Raw genomic sequence first — 18,088 nt, 5'->3', positions numbered from 1 at the left:
CTCGCTTGCCCTCCCAGCCCGCGAGCGCCGGCGTCCCCCAAGCACCCGCCGCTCAGTCGCGGTAGTGGATACGCACCGAGGTGGTCACCGAGGACTGCAGCGAGGTCACGATCCTGCCGCGCAATTCACTCGGGGCGGGCTGCCCGCACCTCGAGCGAAGTAGCTCCCGGACCTGCTGCTCGATGCCGAGCGCCTCCAGACACGAGGGACAGTCGTCCACGTGCTGCTCCAGGCGTGCACGGGCGTGCCGGTAGTGCTCGCCCTCGCAGTCACCGTTCTTCACGTCGATGTACTCGTAGAGCACCTCGATGAGCTCGTCGCACTCACTTCTCCCGGCGGCGCCGCACGGGTTGCCGCTCATGTTCCCAGGGTTGTCGGACATTCTTCGTCACACTCCTCAGTTCTTGCCCGCCGGACGTTTCGCCGCACCGATACCGTGCTCCACGGCGACGTCCTTCAGTTTCGCGCGCAGCTGCCGCCGCCCCCGGTGCAGCCGGCTCATGACCGTGCCGATCGGGGTGTCCATGATGTCGGCGATCTCCTTGTACGGCAGTTGTTCGACGTCCGCGTAGTACACGACCATGCGGTAGTCGTCCGACAGGGACATCAGGGCGTCCTGAATCCTCTTGTCGGGGATGCGGCGTAGGGCCTCGATCTCGGCGGACTGCAGGCCCGTCGAGTCGTGGGACGCCGAATCCGCCAGCTGCCAGTCGGTGACCTCCTCGTCGGAGGTCTCCTTGGGGCGCCGCTGCGCCTTGCGGTACTGGTTGATGTAGGTGTTGGTGAGGATGCGGTACATCCACGCCTTCAGGTTGGTGCCGGGCCGGTAGGAACCGAACGCCTGGAACGCCTTCATGTAGGCGTCCTGGACCAGGTCCTGGGCATCCGCGGGGTTACGGGTCATCCGCAACGCCGCACCGTAGAGCTGGTCCAGCAGTGGCAGCGCATCCTCCTCGAAGCGAGCGAGCAGTTGCTCGTCGCTGTCTCCGGTGCGCTTGACTGGGTTGTTCATGGGCTCCTTCCCGTTCACCCTGTCGGACATAACGCCGTCGGCGTCTATCTTGTTCCCCTTTACTCTAGTGCGGCGCAATGAGTTCCGGCCCGTTCGCCGCCACGTTGCCGACGGCGCGGTCGGCCGCGCGGGTGCGCAGGACGCTCCGGACGTCGTCGGACGCCACGGCGGCGGCCAGGGCCCGCCGCTCGTCGTCGCCATCGTCGCCGGCGTCGAGCCAGGCGACGGTCTCATCGGCGCCAAGCACACGGGGCATCCGGTCGTGTAGCCAGGCGACCGGCTCGGCGGAGGCGGTGGTCACCATCGTGGCTTCTAGCGTCCCGTCCGGCGTCCCATCCCCACCCGGCCGACACAGCCCGGCAACGAACAGCGGCGCGTCCGCGCTGACGTAGTGGGGCTGCCGGTCCTTCCACTCGTACCAGCCGTCCATCACGAACAGGCACGGCTCGGAGCCGCGGAAACTGGACTTGTCGAAGACGCTCTCCCCGCGGGCGTTGAACAGCACCAACCCCTTCTTCCACGGTGCCCGGTAGCCCCAGGTCGCCGGGCCGAGGGTGGCGGCACCGGCGTAGCGGCGCACCACCCCCACGGTGTGGGTGGGGGCCACGTTGTAGCTCTGCGGCGGGAAACCGTCCGGGCCGACCACCCCGACCTGTTCGCCGAGCCGGCCGGAGGCGCTCTGAAGCAGGGTCTCGGTGGTACTGAACATCACGTAGCGTCCGCACATGACACCGAAACTACCTCCGCTCACCCACCTGCGCCCCGCGGCGTGGGATAATGGCGCCCATGACCGCCGAACTGTGGCCTGCTCCCGTGGCCTCCTCCCCCGTGTCCGCGACCGTGTCCGTCCCCGGGTCGAAGTCGATCACCAACCGTGCCCTCGTCCTCGCCGCGCTGGCGGACGCCCCCAGCGTGATCGGCGGGGCCCTGCGCAGCAGGGACACCGACCTGATGGCCGACGCCCTGCGCGCGATGGGCGCCTCGGTCACCGCCGACGGTGACACGTTCACCGTCGTGCCCGGCGAGCTGCACGGCGCCGAACTGGCGTGCGGCCTGGCGGGCACCGTCCTGCGTTTCCTGCCGCCGGTGGCGGCCCTGGCCGACGGCGAGGTGCTGTTCACCGCCGACGACGCCGCGCAGAAGCGTCCGATGGGGGCGACGCTGGAGTCCCTGGTAGCGCTGGGCGCGGACGTGACCGGGTCCGGCGACCCGGCACGTCCCCTGCCCTTCCGCGTCTCCGGACGCGGCGGGCTGCGCGGCGGCGTGGTGGAGATCGACGCCTCGGCGTCCTCCCAGTTCGTCTCCGGGCTGCTGCTGTCCGGGGCGCGGTTCGACGAGGGGGTCACGGTGGTGCACACCGGTACGGCGATCCCCAGCCTGCCGCACGTGGAGATGACCGTGGAGATGCTGCGCGAGGCCGGGGTGCGGGTGGACACGGAGTTCAACCGCTGGACGGTGCACCCCGGGCCCGTGGCGGGACGGCACTGGGCGGTGGAGCCCGACCTGTCCAACGCCACACCGTTCCTGGCCGCCGCGGCCGTCACCGGCGGCACGGTGCGCATCCCGGACTGGCCGGCGACGACCTCCCAGCCCGGCGACCAGTTCCGGGTGATCCTGCAGGACATGGGCGTAGAGGTCGAGCATCACACGCACTCCGGCGTGCTGGAGGTCCGTGGGGACGCGGATAAACCGCTGCAGGGCATCAGCTGGGACCTGCACGACGTCGGCGAGCTCACCCCCACCGTCGCCGCACTGTGCGCGCTGGCCGAGGGACGCAGTCACCTCTCCGGCATCGCGCATCTGCGCGGGCACGAGACCGACCGGCTCGCCGCACTGCAACGCGAACTGTCCTCCCTGGGCTGCAAGGTCACCCAGACCGACGACGGCCTGATCATCGACCCGCAGCCGCTGACCGGCGGGGTGTGGCACACCTACGCCGACCACCGCATGGCCACCGCCGGCGCGGTGCTCGGCCTGGTCACCGACGACATACTCGTCGAGGACATCGCCACCACCGCCAAGACACTGCCGGACTTCGACCTGCGCTGGACGCAGATGGTCGAGGGCTGAGCGCGACGATGGCACGTTCCAGCGGCAGGCGCCACTACGACGAATCCGACATCCGCGTGCGCCCCGGCAAGGGCACCCGGCCGAGGACGAAGGACCGTCCCGACCACAAGGACGCGCCGACCGGCATGGTCGTCACCCGTGACCGGGGACGCTGGGGCGTCGTCGTCGACGGGGCGTCGCCGGAGACCCCGCCGGCGATCTGCATGCGCGCCCGCGAATTGGGACGCACCCCCGTCGTCGTCGGCGACCGGGTCGCCGTGGTCGGCGACACGTCCGGACGCGACGGGACGCTGGCCCGCATCGTCCGGCTGGAGGATCGCTCCACGGTGCTGCGTCGCACCGCCGACGACACCGACCCCTATGAACGCATCGTGGTGGCCAACGCCGACCAGCTGCTCATCGTCACCGCGGTGGCGGACCCGCCGCCACGCTCCGGATTCGTGGAGCGTGCGCTGATCGCCGCCTTCGTCGGCGGGCTGCGTCCGGTGCTGTGCCTGACCAAGACGGACCTGGCCGACCCCACGGCCTTCGCCGCCGAGTTCGAGGCCTTGGACGTGGAGGTCATCGTGGGCGGGGTCGATGACCCCCTTGACCCGGTGCTCGGCGTGGTCACCGGGCACCTCACCGCCCTGATCGGGCATTCCGGGGTGGGCAAGTCCACCCTGGTCAACCGGATCGTGCCGGACGCCCGCCGCGAGACCGGTGTGGTCTCGGGCGTGGGCAAGGGACGCCACACCTCGACCCAGTCCGTGGCGCTACGCATCCCCGGGGAGGCTGGGGACGCTGGAGACGCTGGCTGGATCGTGGACACCCCCGGCATCCGCAGCTTCGGCCTGGCCCACGTGGACCCCGACCAGGTCATCGGCGTATTCGAGGACCTCGGCGCGGTCATCGAGGACTGCCCGCGCGGTTGCACACACGCCGGCCCACCCGCCGATCCCGAGTGCGCGCTCGACACCCTGACCGGCGCGAGTGCCCGTCGTGTGGCCGCCGTACGCTCCCTGCTGACCGCGCTGCGCAGCAACAACGAGTGGGAGATGTGACTCGCCGTCTCCTCTATGGCCTGCCGAAGGACCTGCTGAACATCTGCCCGGACAGCACCAGCTCCTGGGCCGGGGCGAGGCGTTCACTCTCATAGGACGCCAGGGTGTCCGGCAGTGTGGCGGCGGTGGCGTCGGCCATGTGGCGGGCCAGCGCCGCGGCGTCGTCCAGGGACGTGGCGAACCCACGACCGGTCATCGGCGTGGGCACGTGGGCGGCATCGCCGAGGATCACCATCCGGCCGTTGCGCAGGCGGTCCGGAACGTACTCGTTGATCGGGGTGCCGAGGAAGTCGGTGCGCGAGAGGCAGTCCTCGATCGCGGCACGCCACGGGTGCGGCCAGCGCAGACCGGCCTCGCGGACGAGGTCGGCGAGCACGTGCTGGTCGACGTCGTGCCCACGCAGGGTGTGGTGGGTGACGTTGCCGCGCACGGCGCCGGTCTCGCGGAGCACGTGGTTGCGCGAGTTGTCGTACCAGCCCCAGCCCAGGCGCCGCTCCCCCGGCTCGGTGGACCCCTCGGGGCTCGCCAGCGGGTAGCCCAGCAGCAGGTTGTCGCCGCTGTCGCGGATGTCGAGCCCGCCCGGCCACGGGCCCGTGTAGTCCAGGTCGCTCTCCGTGGCCACGCCGAGCCAGAGCACGTAGCCGGCGAACTCGGCGTCCGGACGGTCGGGTGCCACGGAGCCGCGCACCAGGCTCCGGTAGCCGTCGGCGCCGACGAGCAGATCGCCGGTGTAGGTCTCGCCGTCATCGGCGCGGGCCCACGCCCGGTCACCCTCCTGTCCGACCTCCACGGCGCGGGTGTTGTGGTGCAGATTCATGGTCGGTAGCCCCTCCGCCACTTGGCAGAGCCCCTCGTAGAGTCCCTGCCAGGTGGCCGGGACCTCACCGTGGGCGCGTGCGTCGACCGGCCCCGCCATGCGCACCGCGGCGCGCGCCTGCTCCGGCCCGAGGATCGCGCGGAGATCGTCCTCCCGGACCAGCAGGGACGCGCCGGAGGGGCGGATTCGGTCGGCGCGTTCCAACAGCGTCACGTGGTGGCCCTGGCGCGCCAGGGAGATCCCCGTCATCAGGCCGGCCAGGGATCCGCCGACGACGACGATCTTCAGCGCCTCCCTGGCCTGCATCGCCCCTGTGTCCGCGTACTTACCGTGCTTCCGTAGCATCGCAGCCTCCTGCGCATTCGTGGTGTCGGCGACCTTCACTGATCGCAACCCCCAATTTTATCCCGGCAGGCGGAATCGGGGCCGTGGCCAGCACCGTCGGCTATGGCCCTCTATTTTTGTTAATTCAAAGTTGTGAAGTCTCAAATTTAGCGGTAGCGTAGTGGCATGCGCACAGACACGACAGCACCTTGGGCAGAGCAGGTGAGACAACTGGGCCTCCGGGCAACCCCGGGCCGGATCGCCTCCCTGCAGTACCTGCGGGAGCACCCGCACAGTACGGCGGCCCAGGTGCACGCCGGCATCAGCACGGAGCTCCCTTCGGTCTCCATGCAGTCAGTCCACAACGTCGTCAACGATCTGAGCGCACGCGGTCTCCTGCGTCGCATCGACCTGCCCGGTTCGGGTGGTGCCCGCTACGAGACCAACCTGGAGGACAACCACCACCACATGCAGTGCGTCGTGTGCGGACGGCTCGAGGACGTCGAATGCGTCGTCGGTCACGCGCCCTGCCTGACCCCCGCCGAAGGCCACGGGATGCACACCGTGCTGTCGGCGGAGGTCACCTTCCGGGCCATCTGCATGGACTGCGCCCAAACGAACGACCGCACGAACGACTACAACGAGAACACCCACTCCCCGATCCACACTCAGGAGAAGACCGATGACTGACCCGATTTCCGGTTGCCCCGTCGCCCACGGCGGACAGACCCCGCAGGGCGGGCACGCCCCGCAGGAGGCCCAGGCCGAGCGCAATGAGGCCGACGGCGCCCGCCTGCCCCTGCCCACCGAGGGCAGCGCCAACCAGAGCTGGTGGCCCAAGCGCCTCAACGTGCGCCTGCTGGCCCATAACCCGCAGGAGATCCGGCCCACCAACGCCGGCTTCGACTACGCCGAGGCATTCGAGCAGCTTGACCTCCCCGAGGTGAAGAAGGACATCGAGCACGTCCTGACGACCTCTGAGGACTGGTGGCCCGCCGACTTCGGGCACTACGGTCCGCTGATTATCCGCATGGCCTGGCACTCCGCCGGTACCTACCGCTCCCAGGACGGACGCGGCGGTGCCGGTGCCGGCCAGCAGCGCTTCGCACCCCTGAACAGCTGGCCGGACAACGTGGGCCTGGACAAGGCCCGTCGCGTGCTGTGGCCCGTGAAGAAGAAGTACGGCCAGAACCTCTCCTGGGCCGACCTGATGATCCTCGCCGGCAACGTGGCGCTGGAGTCGATGGGCTTCGAGACCTTCGGCTACAGCGGTGGCCGCGAGGACGTGTGGGAGCCGGAGGACGTCTACTGGGGTTCCGAGACCGACTGGCTGGGCACCAACGCCCGCTACGGTGGCACCAACGAAACCACCCGTAAGCTGCAGAAGCCCTTCGGTGCCACCACCATGGGCCTGATCTACGTGAACCCGGAGGGTCCCGAGGGCCACCCGGACCCGGCCGCCGCGGCACACGACATCCGCGAGACCTTCGGCCGCATGGGTATGGACGACGAGGAGACCGTGGCGCTCATCGCCGGCGGCCACACCTTCGGCAAGACCCACGGTGCCGCCCCCGACAACGAAGAAAACGTCGGTGCCGACCCCGAGGAGGCTCCGTTGGAGCGTCAGGGTCTCGGCTGGGAGAACCACAACGGTTCCGGCAAGGGCGACGACCAGATCACCTCCGGCCTGGAGGTCACCTGGACCTACCACCCGACCCGCTGGGACAACGAGTTCTTCCACATCCTGTTCGCCTACGAGTGGGAGCTCACCGAGGGCGAGGGCGGCCACTACCACTGGCGCCCCGTCGACGGCGGCGGAGCCGACATGGTCCCCATGGCGCACTCCGAGGGACGCCGCGAGCCCCGCATGCTCACCACCGACATCTCGCTGCGCGTCGACCCGGCCTACGAGAAGATCTCCCGCAAGTTCAAGGACGATCAGGCCTCCCTCAACGACGCCTTCGCCCGCGCCTGGTTCAAGCTGACCCACCGCGATATGGGCCCGAAGTCCCGCTACATCGGCCCCGAGGTTCCCTCCGAGGACCTGCTCTGGCAGGACCCGCTGCCCGAGGCCGAGGGTGAGGCCATCACCTCCTCCGACGTCGAGGCGATCAAGAAGAGCGTGCTGGACTCCGGTCTCAGCGTCTCCCAGCTGGTCAAGACCACCTGGGCCGCTGCGTCCACCTTCCGTGGCACGGACTTCCGTGGCGGCGTCAACGGTGCTCGTATCCGCCTGGAGCCGCAGCGCAGCTGGGAGGCCAACGAGCCCCAGCAGCTCGCCGGTGTCCTGGAGGCCCTGGAGAAGATCCAGAAGGACTTCAACGAGGCCAACGCCCCGCGCCACCTGTCCCTGGCCGACCTGATCGTGCTCGCCGGCAACGCCGCCGTCGAGAAGGCCGCCGCGGACGCCGGTGCGCAGATCACCGTGCCCTTCCACGCGGGCCGCGTCGACGCCTCGCAGGAGCAGACCGACGAGCACAACTTCAGCTTCCTGGAGCCCCTGGCCGACGGCTTCCGCAACTACCAGAGCGCCGACCTGGCCATCCCCGCCGAGCACCTGCTCGTCGACAAGGCCGACCTGCTGGGCCTGACCTCCCCGCAGATGACCGCCCTCGTTGGTGGCCTGCGCGTCCTCGGCGCGACCTACGGGGACACCGACCACGGTGTGCTCACCGACCGCCCCGGCGTGCTCAGCACTGACTTCTTCGTCAACCTGCTGGAGCTGGGCAACGACTGGGTCGCCGCCGACGCCGATGGCACCACCTTCACCTGCACCGACGGTTCCACCGGCGAGCAGAAGTGGACCGGCACCCGCGCTGACCTGGTGTTCGCCTCGAACTCCGAGCTGCGCGCCCAGGCCGAGGTCTACGCCAGCGACGATGCGAAGGAGAAGTTCGTCAACGACTTCGTCGCCGCCTGGACGAAGGTCACCGAGGCCGATCGCTTCGACCTGCACCGCTAGGCTGACCTGAATTAGAGACAGACGAGAAAAGGCCCGCCCTTTTCCGGAAAAACTCCGGAAAGGGCGGGCCTTTTCTCGTGCGCCAGGGCGAAACAGGCGCTACATCAGGTCGACAAGGACTCCGAGCTCGCGGGCGTCGTACCAGCTCATCAGGTTGTCCTCGCAGTCGCCGAGGGTGATTTCGGCATCCTCGTCACCCAGGTCGGCGGCGTCGACGATCTCGATCGCCGCGGCCGTGGCGGGCTCATTGCCCTCGTCGTCGACGTGGATGGCGGCGAGCTGGTCCACCGACACCATCGACGGGTCCAGCCGCACTACGGACTCACCCTTGTCGGGCTCCTGGCTCACGGCGGCGTCCTCCAGGTCCGCCGAGACCACGACGCGACGGTGCGGGAAACGCTCCTCGTCGCCGATGCCGAGCAGACGCAAGGAGGCGCGGGCGGCCTCCAGGAACGCCGCGTAGGACATCTCTTCGTCGTCGCCGGCGGTGTAGTACTCGCGCAGGGCCGGGGTCAGGGCGAAGGCAACACCGGAGCGCACGGGCATCTGCCCGTCACGGGCCAGGCCGCCGAGCATGTCGAAGGTGGCGGGGATGAAGACGCGCATCCTAGTAGGTCCCTTCCAGTCCGAGAAGCCCGGAGATCTCCACGATCGCCCGGTCGAACTGCTGGTAGTACACGCCGATCAGACCGGACTCCACCGCGCCCTTGACGTTGAGGATCGAGTCGTCGACGAGGATGCAGTCGCTGACATCGACTTCCAGGCGGTCGGCGGTGATCATGAAGATCTCCGGGTCGGGCTTGTCCACGCCGACCTCACCGGACAGCACCACGGTGTCGACGTAGCCGGCCTCCTGCCACGTGCGGATCGGGTCGGCACCGGGGCCACCGGGGTCGTTGGAGAGGATCGCCGTTCCGAAACCCGCGTCCTTCGCAGCGGTCAGGACCTTCCGCCACCGGCGGCGGTCCTCCTCCGCTCCGTCGAGGACGCCACAGTAGTCCACAATCAATGCTCGCATACCTCACATTGTGCCACGCCGGGCGCTATCATCGTCGAGCATGGGGGCTCTACCGGGGAACACCGACACAACAACATCACCAATGCACGGCAGGACGGCCTACGTCCCCGTGCCCGGATTGGTGTACCTGCGCCGCCCGGGCCGGCACGCCGCGCCGGTCACGCAGGACGCACCGGCGCCTGTGGCACCACCGGTTCAGGACGCCGCGACGCCGCGTCCGGGGTCCGCGGTCAACGCCCGCGTCGCCATGCTCGTGGGCGTCTGGCTCGAAGTCGTCGACGGACGCCGCCCGGTCTCTGCCTTACGCAAGGGGCCGTTCTCCCCGCGGGTCACCGAGGATCTGCGCGGACGGATGCGCCAGGCGCTCCCCACTGCCGCAGGGACTTCTACGGCGCCTGGGGCGTCGGGAACGGCGTCCTCCCCCGCCGTGCCCTCACGTGTGCTGAGCGTGCACCTTCCCCCGACGCACCCCGAGCGCCTCACCTTCACGGCCAGCGTCCTGCACCGCGAGCGGGTGCGCGCCGTCGTCGGCCACTTGGCCCGTTACGAGGGCAGGTGGCGCGTCGAGACCGTCACGATGGTCTGAGCCTGAGGAACTAGCCGCCGATGATGGTCTTCGGCACCGACTTCTGCTGCTCCTGTTCCTGGGAGGTGCGGGTGTCGGCCGGGTCGTCCACGTTCAACGGTCCCTCGGCCTGCTCCGGCTCCTTGGACTTGAGCTGCTTGCGTACCAGGAAGAGCTGACGGATCGTCTCCTCCTTGATGCCGTCGTTCATCCGGCCGAACATGTCGCCACCCTCACGCTGGTACTCGACCAGCGGGTCGCGCTGGGCCATGGCACGCAGCCCGATGCCCTCCTTGAGGTAGTCCATCTCGTAGAGGTGCTCACGCCACTTCTGGTCCACCACGTTGAGCACCACGCCACGTTCCATGCCGCGCATCTGCTCGTCGCCGCCGACGGATGTCACGGACTCCTCCAGCTGGTCGTACAGCTTGTGGGCATCCTCCTGCAGTGCGCGCAGCAGCTGCGAGGCGGTAAGTTCGCCGGCGGACCCGTACTCGGTGCCGTCGATCAGCTCGGTAGAGGTCACCGACGGCCCGTAGAGGGAGTCCAGCGCGGTCCACAGCTCGTCGAGATCCCAGTCCTCCACGTAGCCCTCGGCGGTCGCACCGTCGACGTAGGCGGCGAGGGTGTCGTCCATCATGGTGCGCACATTGGAGGCGATGTCCTCGCCCTCCAGGATCTGGCGACGCTCACGGTAGATGACCTTGCGCTGCTCGTTGAGGACCTCGTCGTACTTCAGGACGTTCTTGCGCATCTCGAAGTTGGAGTTCTCCACCTGCGACTGCGCGCCCTTGATGGCGTTGGTGACCATCTTCGAGTCGATCGGCATGTCGTCCGGCACGTTCAGCCGGGTCATGAGGTTCTCCATGGTCTGGCCCACGAAGCGGGTCATCAGGTCATCGCGCATCGACAGGTAGAACCGGGTCTCGCCCGGGTCACCCTGGCGGGCCGAACGGCCACGCAGCTGGTTGTCGATACGACGCGACTCGTGGCGCTCGGTGGCCAGCACGTACAGCCCGCCGACCTCGGAGACCTTCTCGGCCTCCTCCTTCGACTTGGCACGGGCCTTGACGATCTCCTCGTCCCAGGCCTCCTGGTAGGCCTCCGGGTCCTCGACCGGGTCCAGACCGCGCTCACGCAGGGTGAGGTCGCAGATGATGTCCGGGTTACCGCCGAGCACGATATCGGTACCACGACCGGCCATGTTCGTCGCCACGGTCACGGCCTTGAGACGACCCGCCTGGGCGACGAACTCCGCCTCCTTCTCGTGCTGCTTGGCGTTGAGCACGTTGTGGCGGATGTGCCGGGCCTGCAGCAGCTTCGACAGGTACTCCGAGCGCTCCACCGAGGTGGTGCCGACCAGCACCGGCTGGCCCTTCTCGACACGCTCGGCGATGTCGTCGGCCACGGCCTCGAACTTCGCCTCCTGCGTCTTGTACACCAGGTCGATGTTGTCGTGACGCTGGTTGGGCTTGTTCGTGGGGATCGCCGCCACGTCCAGCTTGTAGATCGACTTGAGCTCCGCGGCCTCGGTCTCGGCCGTACCGGTCATGCCGGCCAGCTTGTCGTACAGGCGGAAGTAGTTCTGCAGGGTCACCGTGGCCAGGGTCTGGTTCTCGTTCTTGATCTCCACACCCTCCTTCGCCTCGATGGCCTGGTGCATGCCCTCGTTGTACCGGCGGCCGTCGAGGATGCGGCCGGTGAACTCGTCGACGATGACGACCTCACCCTTACGCACGATGTAGTCCTTGTCGCGGGTGAACAGCTCCTTGGCCTTGATGGCGTTGTTCAGGTAGCTGACCAGCTGCGAGTGCTCCGGGGAGTAGAGGTTGTCGATGCCGAGCTGGTCCTCGACGAACTCCACACCCTCCTCCTTGACACCCACGGTCTTCTTCTTCGGGTCGACCTCGTAGTGGATGTCCAGCTTCATCTTCGGCACGATCCGGGCGAAGGCGGTGAACCACTGCGAGGAACCCGACACCGGACCGGAGATGATCAGCGGGGTACGTGCCTCATCGATGAGGATCGAGTCGACCTCGTCCACGATGGCGTAGTTGTGGCCACGCTGCACCAGGTCGTCCAGCGAGTGCGCCATATTGTCGCGCAGGTAGTCGAAGCCGAACTCGTTGTTCGTGCCGTAGGTGACGTCCGCGGCATAGGCCTTGCGACGGTCCGTCGGACGCTTGCCGGACAGGATCACGTCGGTGTCCAGGCCGAGGAAACGGTGGACACGACCCATCCACTCCGAGTCACGACGGGCGAGGTAGTCGTTCACGGTGACCACGTGCACGCCCTTGCCGGACAACCCGTTGAGGTAGGCGGGGAGCACACAGGTCAGGGTCTTGCCCTCACCGGTCTTCATCTCGGCGACGTAGCCCCAGTGCAGGGCCGCACCACCCATGACCTGGACCTTGAAGTGCTTCTGGCCCAGCACTCGCCAGGACGCCTCGCGCGCGGTGGCGAAGGCGTCCAGCAGAATGTCGTCGAGGCTCTCACCCTTCTCGAGACGGGCGCGGAACTCTGCGGTCTTACCCTGCAGTTCCTCGTCCGTGAGGGCGGCGTACTCATCCTCCTTGGCGATGACCTGGTCGGCGACCGCGGACAGTCGCTTGACGGCGCGGCCTTCACCGAGGCGGAGAATCTTCGAAAGTCCTAGCACGTGCTGCTCGTCCCTTACCTTGTGTTACACCTGTGGGGTCTTGCCTGAGGTCCTCGCGTGGCTTTTTGCCCGGGCGCGATGACGCACCCTGCGAGATCAGTCTTTCAGTCTACCTCCGCTGCCCTGTCTTGCACAGTGCTCCCCATCGCTCCCCATCCGGCACGCCACAGCACCCCGACATACGACAGCGGGCGCCGCCGGGGTGAACAATCACCCCGACGACGCCCGCTGCGCTGCGACCCCGCTACTCCTGCGGGTTGTCGGTAAGAGCGATCAGACCGTAGTCATATGCACGACGACGGTAGACCACCGACGGACGACCCGTCTCCTCGTTGACGAAGAGATAGAAGTCGTGTCCGACGAGCTCCATCTCGCTGAGCGCATCATCCACGCTGATCGGAGTGGCCGGGTGCGCCTTCTCACGGACAACCCGACCGGGCTGGAACTGCTCGGCGTAGGGATCCTCGTCGAACTGACCCGGGTTGGTGGCGGCCTCGCGCTCGGCCTCCTGGACCAGATCGGCGGTCGCCTCGCCCACGGAAACCGGTGCACGGTGCCCGGACCGAGAGATCTTACGGCGGGCCTTGACCTTGCGCAGGGACCGTTCCATCTTGGCGATGGCGGCGTCCAACGCGGCGTAGAAGGAATCCTCCTTCGCCTCCGCACGGGCGATATGACCCTTGCCCGAGGCGGTGATCTGAATACGGTCGGACTCATCCGAACGACGCGGGTTGCGCTCGTGCTGGAGCTCCACATGGAAGTACGTGAGAGTCGAGTCGAGCCGTTCGACCTTGGCGAGCTTGGCGTTCACCCGCTCGGCGAAGTGCTCAGGGATCTCCACGTTACGGCCGGTGATCTCCACCTGTGCCTCCGGAGCAGCACCCTCTGCCGTGATGTCCTGCTGGTTCTGGACGGTCATACTCATCCTCCCGGTCTCCGAGCCGCCTGCCACCGGTGAACCGGATTGTCCACCGAGCCTTTTCCTGGCGACATCTTCCCTCCCGATAGTACCGACGTTCCGGGGGCCGCGGTGGGCTGTGGGGGCAGCGACGGGGGCAGCGACAGGAGCACCCCCACATCAGGCCTGCGCAAGCACCACCGCCACCACGGGAACCACCCCGCGCGCGGCCAGCGCGGTGGCGAAACGCGCCACCGTCGCACCGGTGGTGGTCACGTCGTCGACGATGCACGCCACCGACCCCGGCGTCCTGAGCAGCCGTCTCACCCGCCGCAACGCCCCCTCGTCGATACGGAGGTTGGACGCGATGTTCGCCTGCCGCTCACCGCGTCCCAGCCCGACCGAGTCCTGGGTGCCGGACGCCAACGTCGCCGTGGCGACCACGTGTGTCTCCCCGCCGAGGTCGTGGGCGGCGACGACGGCAGACCGTTGGACGACGCACCCACCGCGGTCGCGGGCCGCCCGCCGCGTCGTCGGTGCCGGAAGCAGCACCACCGGTGCCAGACGAGGATCCGCCACCAGCCCCCGTGCGACCAGGTGCCGGACGGTGCCGGCGAGCACGGACCCCGCCACCTGCACCGCGTCGGGACGCAAGTGTTCCTTGGCCGCCAGGACGACCCCTCGGTATGCCCCGCCATAGGGCCCGGCGGCGAACACCGGCGGCGAGGCCGTGTCCGCCACTCGCGACGGCGCGCCGCGTAGCTGCAGCCCACAGGCCCGGCACAACGCCACCCCAGCCGCCGCCCGGGGCGTCCCCACCCGGCCGCAGGCCAGGCAGTCCTCCCGCCACACCAGGCCGGTGAGCTCCCCCAACAATTCCCCCATATGCCCCCTACTTCGTCAGGACCGGGACGGCGCGGGCACCCTGCAGCGCCGGCACTTCGCGCCAGAACCTGGCCTCGGAGTCCCCGACGTCGAGCTGCAGCATCGCCCGGGAGTCCAGGATGTACTGGATGCGTCCGGCCGACCCGACAGCCACGACGGGCGCGGTGATATTGCGGCTGGACAACGTCGATGCCTCGGACCCGTCGACGGTGACCACCCACACCGGGGCGTCATTGGCACGGGTTCCGACCAGCAACGTCCCGTCCTCACGCCAGTCGACCGACAGGGCGGTATCGCCGACGCGCTGGCCGACCTCCATCGGCGTGCCGAGCGCGATCTCGCCGTCACCGTCACGCTGCAACACGGCGACGAACAGGCGGCCGTTGATCAGCATTGCCGCACGTGTTCCGTCCCGCGACACGGTGAACACGCTGATGCGGGGGTCGTTGATGTCGAGGGAGTCCAGCGAGGAGGTGTCCACCGTGGACTCGTCCATCTGGATTCCCGCCCCGCTGGGCACCAGCCGGTGGACGCGGCGGCCGTCGGCGACCACGTACAGACTCTGCGAGTCGCCGCTCCACGATGGACGCGACAACGAGCGCGCCGACATCACCGTGACGGGGTCACCACCCACGTCGCCGACGAGCAATGAACGCTCACCGTCGCCGCGGCCGGACACCGCCGCAATGCGTCCGTCCGTCCGGCACGTCGCCGCGGACTCCAGCTCACCGGAGGCCGTCCACCCCGGCAATGTCTCGCCGGAGTCGCCGTCGACCTCCACCAGAGCACCGTCGCGCAAGGCGCGCAGGGGCTCGTCGACCGTGGCTTCCGGGTCGAAGTCCGAGACATCCGCCAGCGTCCACTCCTCCCGACCGTCATCGGTGATCGACATGCCGTCGGCGAGAATACGGTACGGGCCGCGCACGTCGGACTTCGCCAACGTCCAGACCAGTTGAGCAGCAAGATCCTCCCGGTCGTCGACGGAGAGGTCCGTGATACCGGTGACGTCCACGGTGAACGTCCCGTCCTCTTCCACGGCCGCCTGGATCCCATTGCCCGAGGGGAAGGCCGTATCCACGGCGTTCTGCAGCTGATTGCGCGGCCCACCGGCCAGCAAGGACACCAGCGAGAAGCCGATATTCTCCTGCCGGTTGTAGATCCACCGCCGATCCGGGACGAGGAAACGCTTCGTGGGATCGAGGTAATAGAGATTGTGAGCCTGGTAGGCGCCGACGAAGTCACTGCGATCCAGCACCACCCCGTCCGGCAGGTCGGAGAGCCGCCAACCGGTGTCGCCGCGTTCGAGGGTCACCTCCTCCTCGTACGGACTGTTCTCCGGCTGGTACACACCGCCGGAACCCAGCCGCCCGACCACGGTGCCACGCACCACGTAGGTCACCTCGTCGCCGGAAACCCCGCCGGTGGCGTTGAGGTCCAGGCGGTCGAGGATCAGCGTGGAGGTGCTGTCCTCCCAGCCGTCCGCCGCCGACGGCGTGAGGAACTCCTTCGCCGTCTGCCGGTTGTTGGCCTGGTAGGTCGACGCCAGGTAGAAATCGCGCAGCAGCAGGTCCGGCGGCTGGTCCTCCGAGGGGGTGGGCAGGTTGCTGGCGTCCGGTGCCGAGACATAGGACGACACCGCCTCCGGCGTCGACTCGCCCGGCAGCGTGGTGCAGGCCACCAGGCCGCCGGCCAACGCCGCCGTGCCCAGCAGCGCCACCACCTGGCGCACCGCGTCAGTTCTTCGCATCGTCGTCACCCTCTTCACCGTCTTCACCTGACTCCTCACCGTCGGGGCCGAACGCCGAGTCCATGTCCTCCGCCTCCTGCAGGGCCGTGCGCAGTTCCTCTTCGGTCAGTCCCTCGAAGGCGCTGAGGTCCACGTCCGAGGACTCCACCGACCCCGCCGTCACGTCGACCGAGTCGAAACGGTCGACCGGGGCGGACTCGTCCTGTGCTGCCTCGGCAACGTCGACGGACACGTCGGACGCATCGGACGCGACGTCCATGTCGATGACCTCGCTGGCCGCATTCGTCTCCACCATCTCGGTGACCTCCAGCGGCAGCGGCGAGGTACGAACCTCCTGACCCGGCTGGCGCGGCAACGTCAACCGGAAGCACGCGCCGACCCCCAGCTCGCCGGTGGCCTCCAGGCGGCCACCGTGCAGCTGGGCGTCCTCCTTCGCGATCGCCAGCCCCAGGCCGGTCCCGCCGGTCTTGCGCTCACGCGAGGGGTCGGAGCGCCAGAACCGGTTGAACACCAGGTCCGCCTCACCGGGCTTCAGGCCCATCCCGTGGTCCACCACCGTCACCGCCAATGATTCCGCGCCAAGGCGCATCGTGACACGCACCGGACGCCCCTCACTGTGGTCGATGGCATTGGCCAGCAGGTTACGCAGAATGCGCTCGACCCGCCGGGAGTCGACCTCCTCCATCACCGGCTCGTCCGGCAGGTCCAGCTGGATCTCACTGCCAACTTCCTCGGCCAGCGCGCGCAACTGCCCCATCGTGGACTTCACCACGCCGCGCACGTCGATGAGCTCCCGCGACAGGTTCGCCACACCGGCGTCGTGCCGGGAGATCTCCAACAGGTCGCCGAGCAGCATCTCGAAACGGTCCAGCTCGGCGTTCATCAGTTCCGAGGCCCGCCGGGTCACCGGGTCGAGGTCCTCCGAGTTCGCGTGAATCAGGTCGGCGGCCATGCGCACCGTGGTCAACGGGGTGCGCAGCTCATGCGACACGTCCGAGGTGAACTGCTGCTGCAGCGAACCGAATTCCTCGAGCTGACGGATCTGATACGACAGGTTCTCCGCCATCTCGTTGAAGCTGATCGCTAGACGCGCCACCTCGTCCTGCCCGTCCACCGCCATGCGCTCGCGCATATGGCCGGCGGCGAAGCGCTCGGCGATGCGCGAGGCGGTACGCACCGGCACCGTGAGCTGCTGGGAGAACACCCAGGCGATGACCACGAGCAGCACCATGAGCACCACAGCACCGGCGAGCAGCAGCCCGCGCATCAGCGCCATGGTGGACTCCTCATTGTCCAGCGGCATCACCAGGTACAACTCCAGGCCCTGGATGTCCGACTTCACCGGCGAGCCGATGACCAGGGCTTTGAAGGAGCCGCCGGAACCGTCCACGGTGGTGTACTGCACCGAGACCTGCCCCTGACGCACGAAATCACGCAGGCTCTCCGGCACCGGGTTGACCTCGGGGCTGGAGATGTCCCCACCGGTCAGGTCCGAGGCGATGATCACCGGCTCGTAGACCGTGCCGGTGGAGCCCTGCTCCGAGTCCGCGGTGCGGTCACTCAACGCGGCGCGCGCGTTGTTGATCCTCATCTGTGGCGACGTCGCCGAGTCCGTATTGCTGATCTGCTCCTCGACGATGCTGCGGGCCCGGTCGATCTCGTCGGTGGCAGCGTTGTACTTGGCGTCCAGCAGCTGCTGGCCGACGAAACTGGTCAGCACGAAACCCAACGCCATGATCACCAGCAACGACGAAGCGAAGACACTGCCAATCACCCGCAGCTGGATCGAGGTACGCCAGCGTTGAGCCAGCTTCTCGGAGAACTTGCGGGCGAACTTCACCGGGCGGCGCAGGAAGATGCGCAGCGCCTCGACCACGCCGATGTCGCCGAGTTCACCGCGCGGTGCGCGGCGCGGATCGGCCGCGCCGGCGGTAGCGTTGCCGCCGTGGCGGTCGGAGCGGCCGCGGCCGCGACGCCCGTCCCCGTCCTTCGCGACAGGGAGGACGCCGCGGTCCAGGCGTCCGGCGTCCGATGCGTCCGATGCGTTCTGGGCGCTGTCCCGTGACTTACGTGCCATGGGTGCCGTGT

General features: G+C 68.4%; 16 protein-coding genes. 5 read left to right on the top strand and 11 right to left on the bottom strand.

All coding sequences use genetic code 11. From position 1 onward, the window contains the following. Positions 1-52 precede the first annotated feature (52 nt). From rsrA to ACT3SZ_RS08830, 3 genes are all read right to left on the bottom strand, one after another. Positions 53-382, bottom strand: coding sequence for a mycothiol system anti-sigma-R factor (gene rsrA / locus ACT3SZ_RS08840; protein ID WP_444618180.1), 330 nt, complete (start codon positions 380-382; stop codon positions 53-55). 15 nt (positions 383-397) lie between these two features. Continuing rightward, positions 398-1,012 carry a sigma-70 family RNA polymerase sigma factor gene (locus ACT3SZ_RS08835; protein ID WP_444618179.1) on the bottom strand — a complete coding sequence of 205 codons (615 nt, stop codon included), beginning with the start codon at positions 1,010-1,012 and terminating at the stop codon, positions 398-400. 64 nt (positions 1,013-1,076) lie between these two features. Continuing rightward, positions 1,077-1,739: an SOS response-associated peptidase gene (locus ACT3SZ_RS08830; protein ID WP_444618178.1), complete on the bottom strand. Its 663-nt coding sequence runs from the start codon at positions 1,737-1,739 to the stop codon at positions 1,077-1,079. 50 nt (positions 1,740-1,789) lie between these two features. On the opposite strand from ACT3SZ_RS08830, the gene aroA reads away from it, so the two are divergent. Both aroA and rsgA read left to right on the top strand, forming a co-directional pair. Beyond that, positions 1,790-3,082, top strand: a complete 1,293-nt coding sequence (gene aroA, locus ACT3SZ_RS08825; RefSeq protein WP_444618177.1) for a 3-phosphoshikimate 1-carboxyvinyltransferase — start codon at positions 1,790-1,792, stop codon at positions 3,080-3,082. An 8-nt stretch (positions 3,083-3,090) separates the two neighbouring features. After that, a complete protein-coding gene (gene rsgA / locus ACT3SZ_RS08820; RefSeq protein WP_444618176.1) occupies positions 3,091-4,125 on the top strand; it encodes a ribosome small subunit-dependent GTPase A in 1,035 nt (344 codons plus the stop codon). A 13-nt stretch (positions 4,126-4,138) separates the two neighbouring features. Here the strand turns inward: rsgA and ACT3SZ_RS08815 are convergent, their stop codons facing one another. After that, positions 4,139-5,326: an FAD-dependent monooxygenase gene (locus ACT3SZ_RS08815; RefSeq protein WP_444618347.1), complete on the bottom strand. Its 1,188-nt coding sequence runs from the start codon at positions 5,324-5,326 to the stop codon at positions 4,139-4,141. 126 nt (positions 5,327-5,452) lie between these two features. On the opposite strand from ACT3SZ_RS08815, the gene ACT3SZ_RS08810 reads away from it, so the two are divergent. Both ACT3SZ_RS08810 and katG read left to right on the top strand, forming a co-directional pair. Beyond that, entirely contained in the window at positions 5,453-5,956 is a 504-nt protein-coding gene (locus ACT3SZ_RS08810) for a Fur family transcriptional regulator (RefSeq protein WP_444618175.1), read from the top strand. Then, positions 5,949-8,228 carry a catalase/peroxidase HPI gene (katG, locus tag ACT3SZ_RS08805; protein ID WP_444618174.1) on the top strand — a complete coding sequence of 760 codons (2,280 nt, stop codon included), beginning with the start codon at positions 5,949-5,951 and terminating at the stop codon, positions 8,226-8,228. The genes ACT3SZ_RS08810 and katG overlap by 8 nt, the downstream gene beginning before the upstream one ends. Before the next feature lie 99 nt (positions 8,229-8,327). On the opposite strand, the gene ACT3SZ_RS08800 is transcribed toward katG, so the two are convergent. Then, positions 8,328-8,834, bottom strand: coding sequence for a DUF6912 family protein (locus tag ACT3SZ_RS08800; protein ID WP_444618173.1), 507 nt, complete (start codon positions 8,832-8,834; stop codon positions 8,328-8,330). A 1-nt stretch (position 8,835) separates the two neighbouring features. Next, positions 8,836-9,246: an HAD family hydrolase gene (locus ACT3SZ_RS08795; protein ID WP_301443951.1), complete on the bottom strand. Its 411-nt coding sequence runs from the start codon at positions 9,244-9,246 to the stop codon at positions 8,836-8,838. Positions 9,247-9,286: 40 nt separating this feature from the next. Here ACT3SZ_RS08795 and ACT3SZ_RS08790 point away from each other — a divergent pair, with 40 nt between their 5' ends. Beyond that, complete coding sequence (locus tag ACT3SZ_RS08790; protein WP_444618172.1) at positions 9,287-9,832, top strand: Rv3235 family protein; 546 nt, start codon at positions 9,287-9,289, stop codon at positions 9,830-9,832. Between the two features lie 10 nt (positions 9,833-9,842). Here ACT3SZ_RS08790 and secA read toward each other — a convergent pair whose 3' ends face one another. The 5 genes from secA to mtrB all read right to left on the bottom strand — a co-directional run bounded on the left by secA (position 9,843) and on the right by mtrB (position 18,077). Then, positions 9,843-12,470 carry a preprotein translocase subunit SecA gene (gene secA / locus ACT3SZ_RS08785; protein ID WP_444618171.1) on the bottom strand — a complete coding sequence of 876 codons (2,628 nt, stop codon included), beginning with the start codon at positions 12,468-12,470 and terminating at the stop codon, positions 9,843-9,845. Between the two features lie 244 nt (positions 12,471-12,714). Continuing rightward, entirely contained in the window at positions 12,715-13,389 is a 675-nt protein-coding gene (hpf, locus tag ACT3SZ_RS08780) for a ribosome hibernation-promoting factor, HPF/YfiA family (protein WP_444618170.1), read from the bottom strand. 159 nt (positions 13,390-13,548) lie between these two features. Next, positions 13,549-14,253: a ComF family protein gene (locus tag ACT3SZ_RS08775; RefSeq protein WP_444618169.1), complete on the bottom strand. Its 705-nt coding sequence runs from the start codon at positions 14,251-14,253 to the stop codon at positions 13,549-13,551. A gap of 7 nt (positions 14,254-14,260) precedes the next feature. Beyond that, the gene (lpqB, locus tag ACT3SZ_RS08770; RefSeq protein ID WP_444618168.1) at positions 14,261-16,000 is read right to left on the bottom strand and encodes an MtrAB system accessory lipoprotein LpqB; all 1,740 of its coding nucleotides are present in this window, start codon (positions 15,998-16,000) and stop codon (positions 14,261-14,263) included. Then, positions 15,987-18,077, bottom strand: coding sequence for an MtrAB system histidine kinase MtrB (gene mtrB, locus ACT3SZ_RS08765; protein WP_444618167.1), 2,091 nt, complete (start codon positions 18,075-18,077; stop codon positions 15,987-15,989). Before mtrB ends, lpqB begins: the two co-directional genes overlap by 14 nt. Positions 18,078-18,088 lie beyond the last annotated feature (11 nt).

The sequence above is a fragment of the Corynebacterium sp. AOP40-9SA-29 genome, from assembly GCF_052377405.1.
In the GTDB taxonomy this organism is placed as follows: domain Bacteria; phylum Actinomycetota; class Actinomycetes; order Mycobacteriales; family Mycobacteriaceae; genus Corynebacterium.
This window is presented reverse-complemented; position numbering and strand designations above follow the sequence as displayed.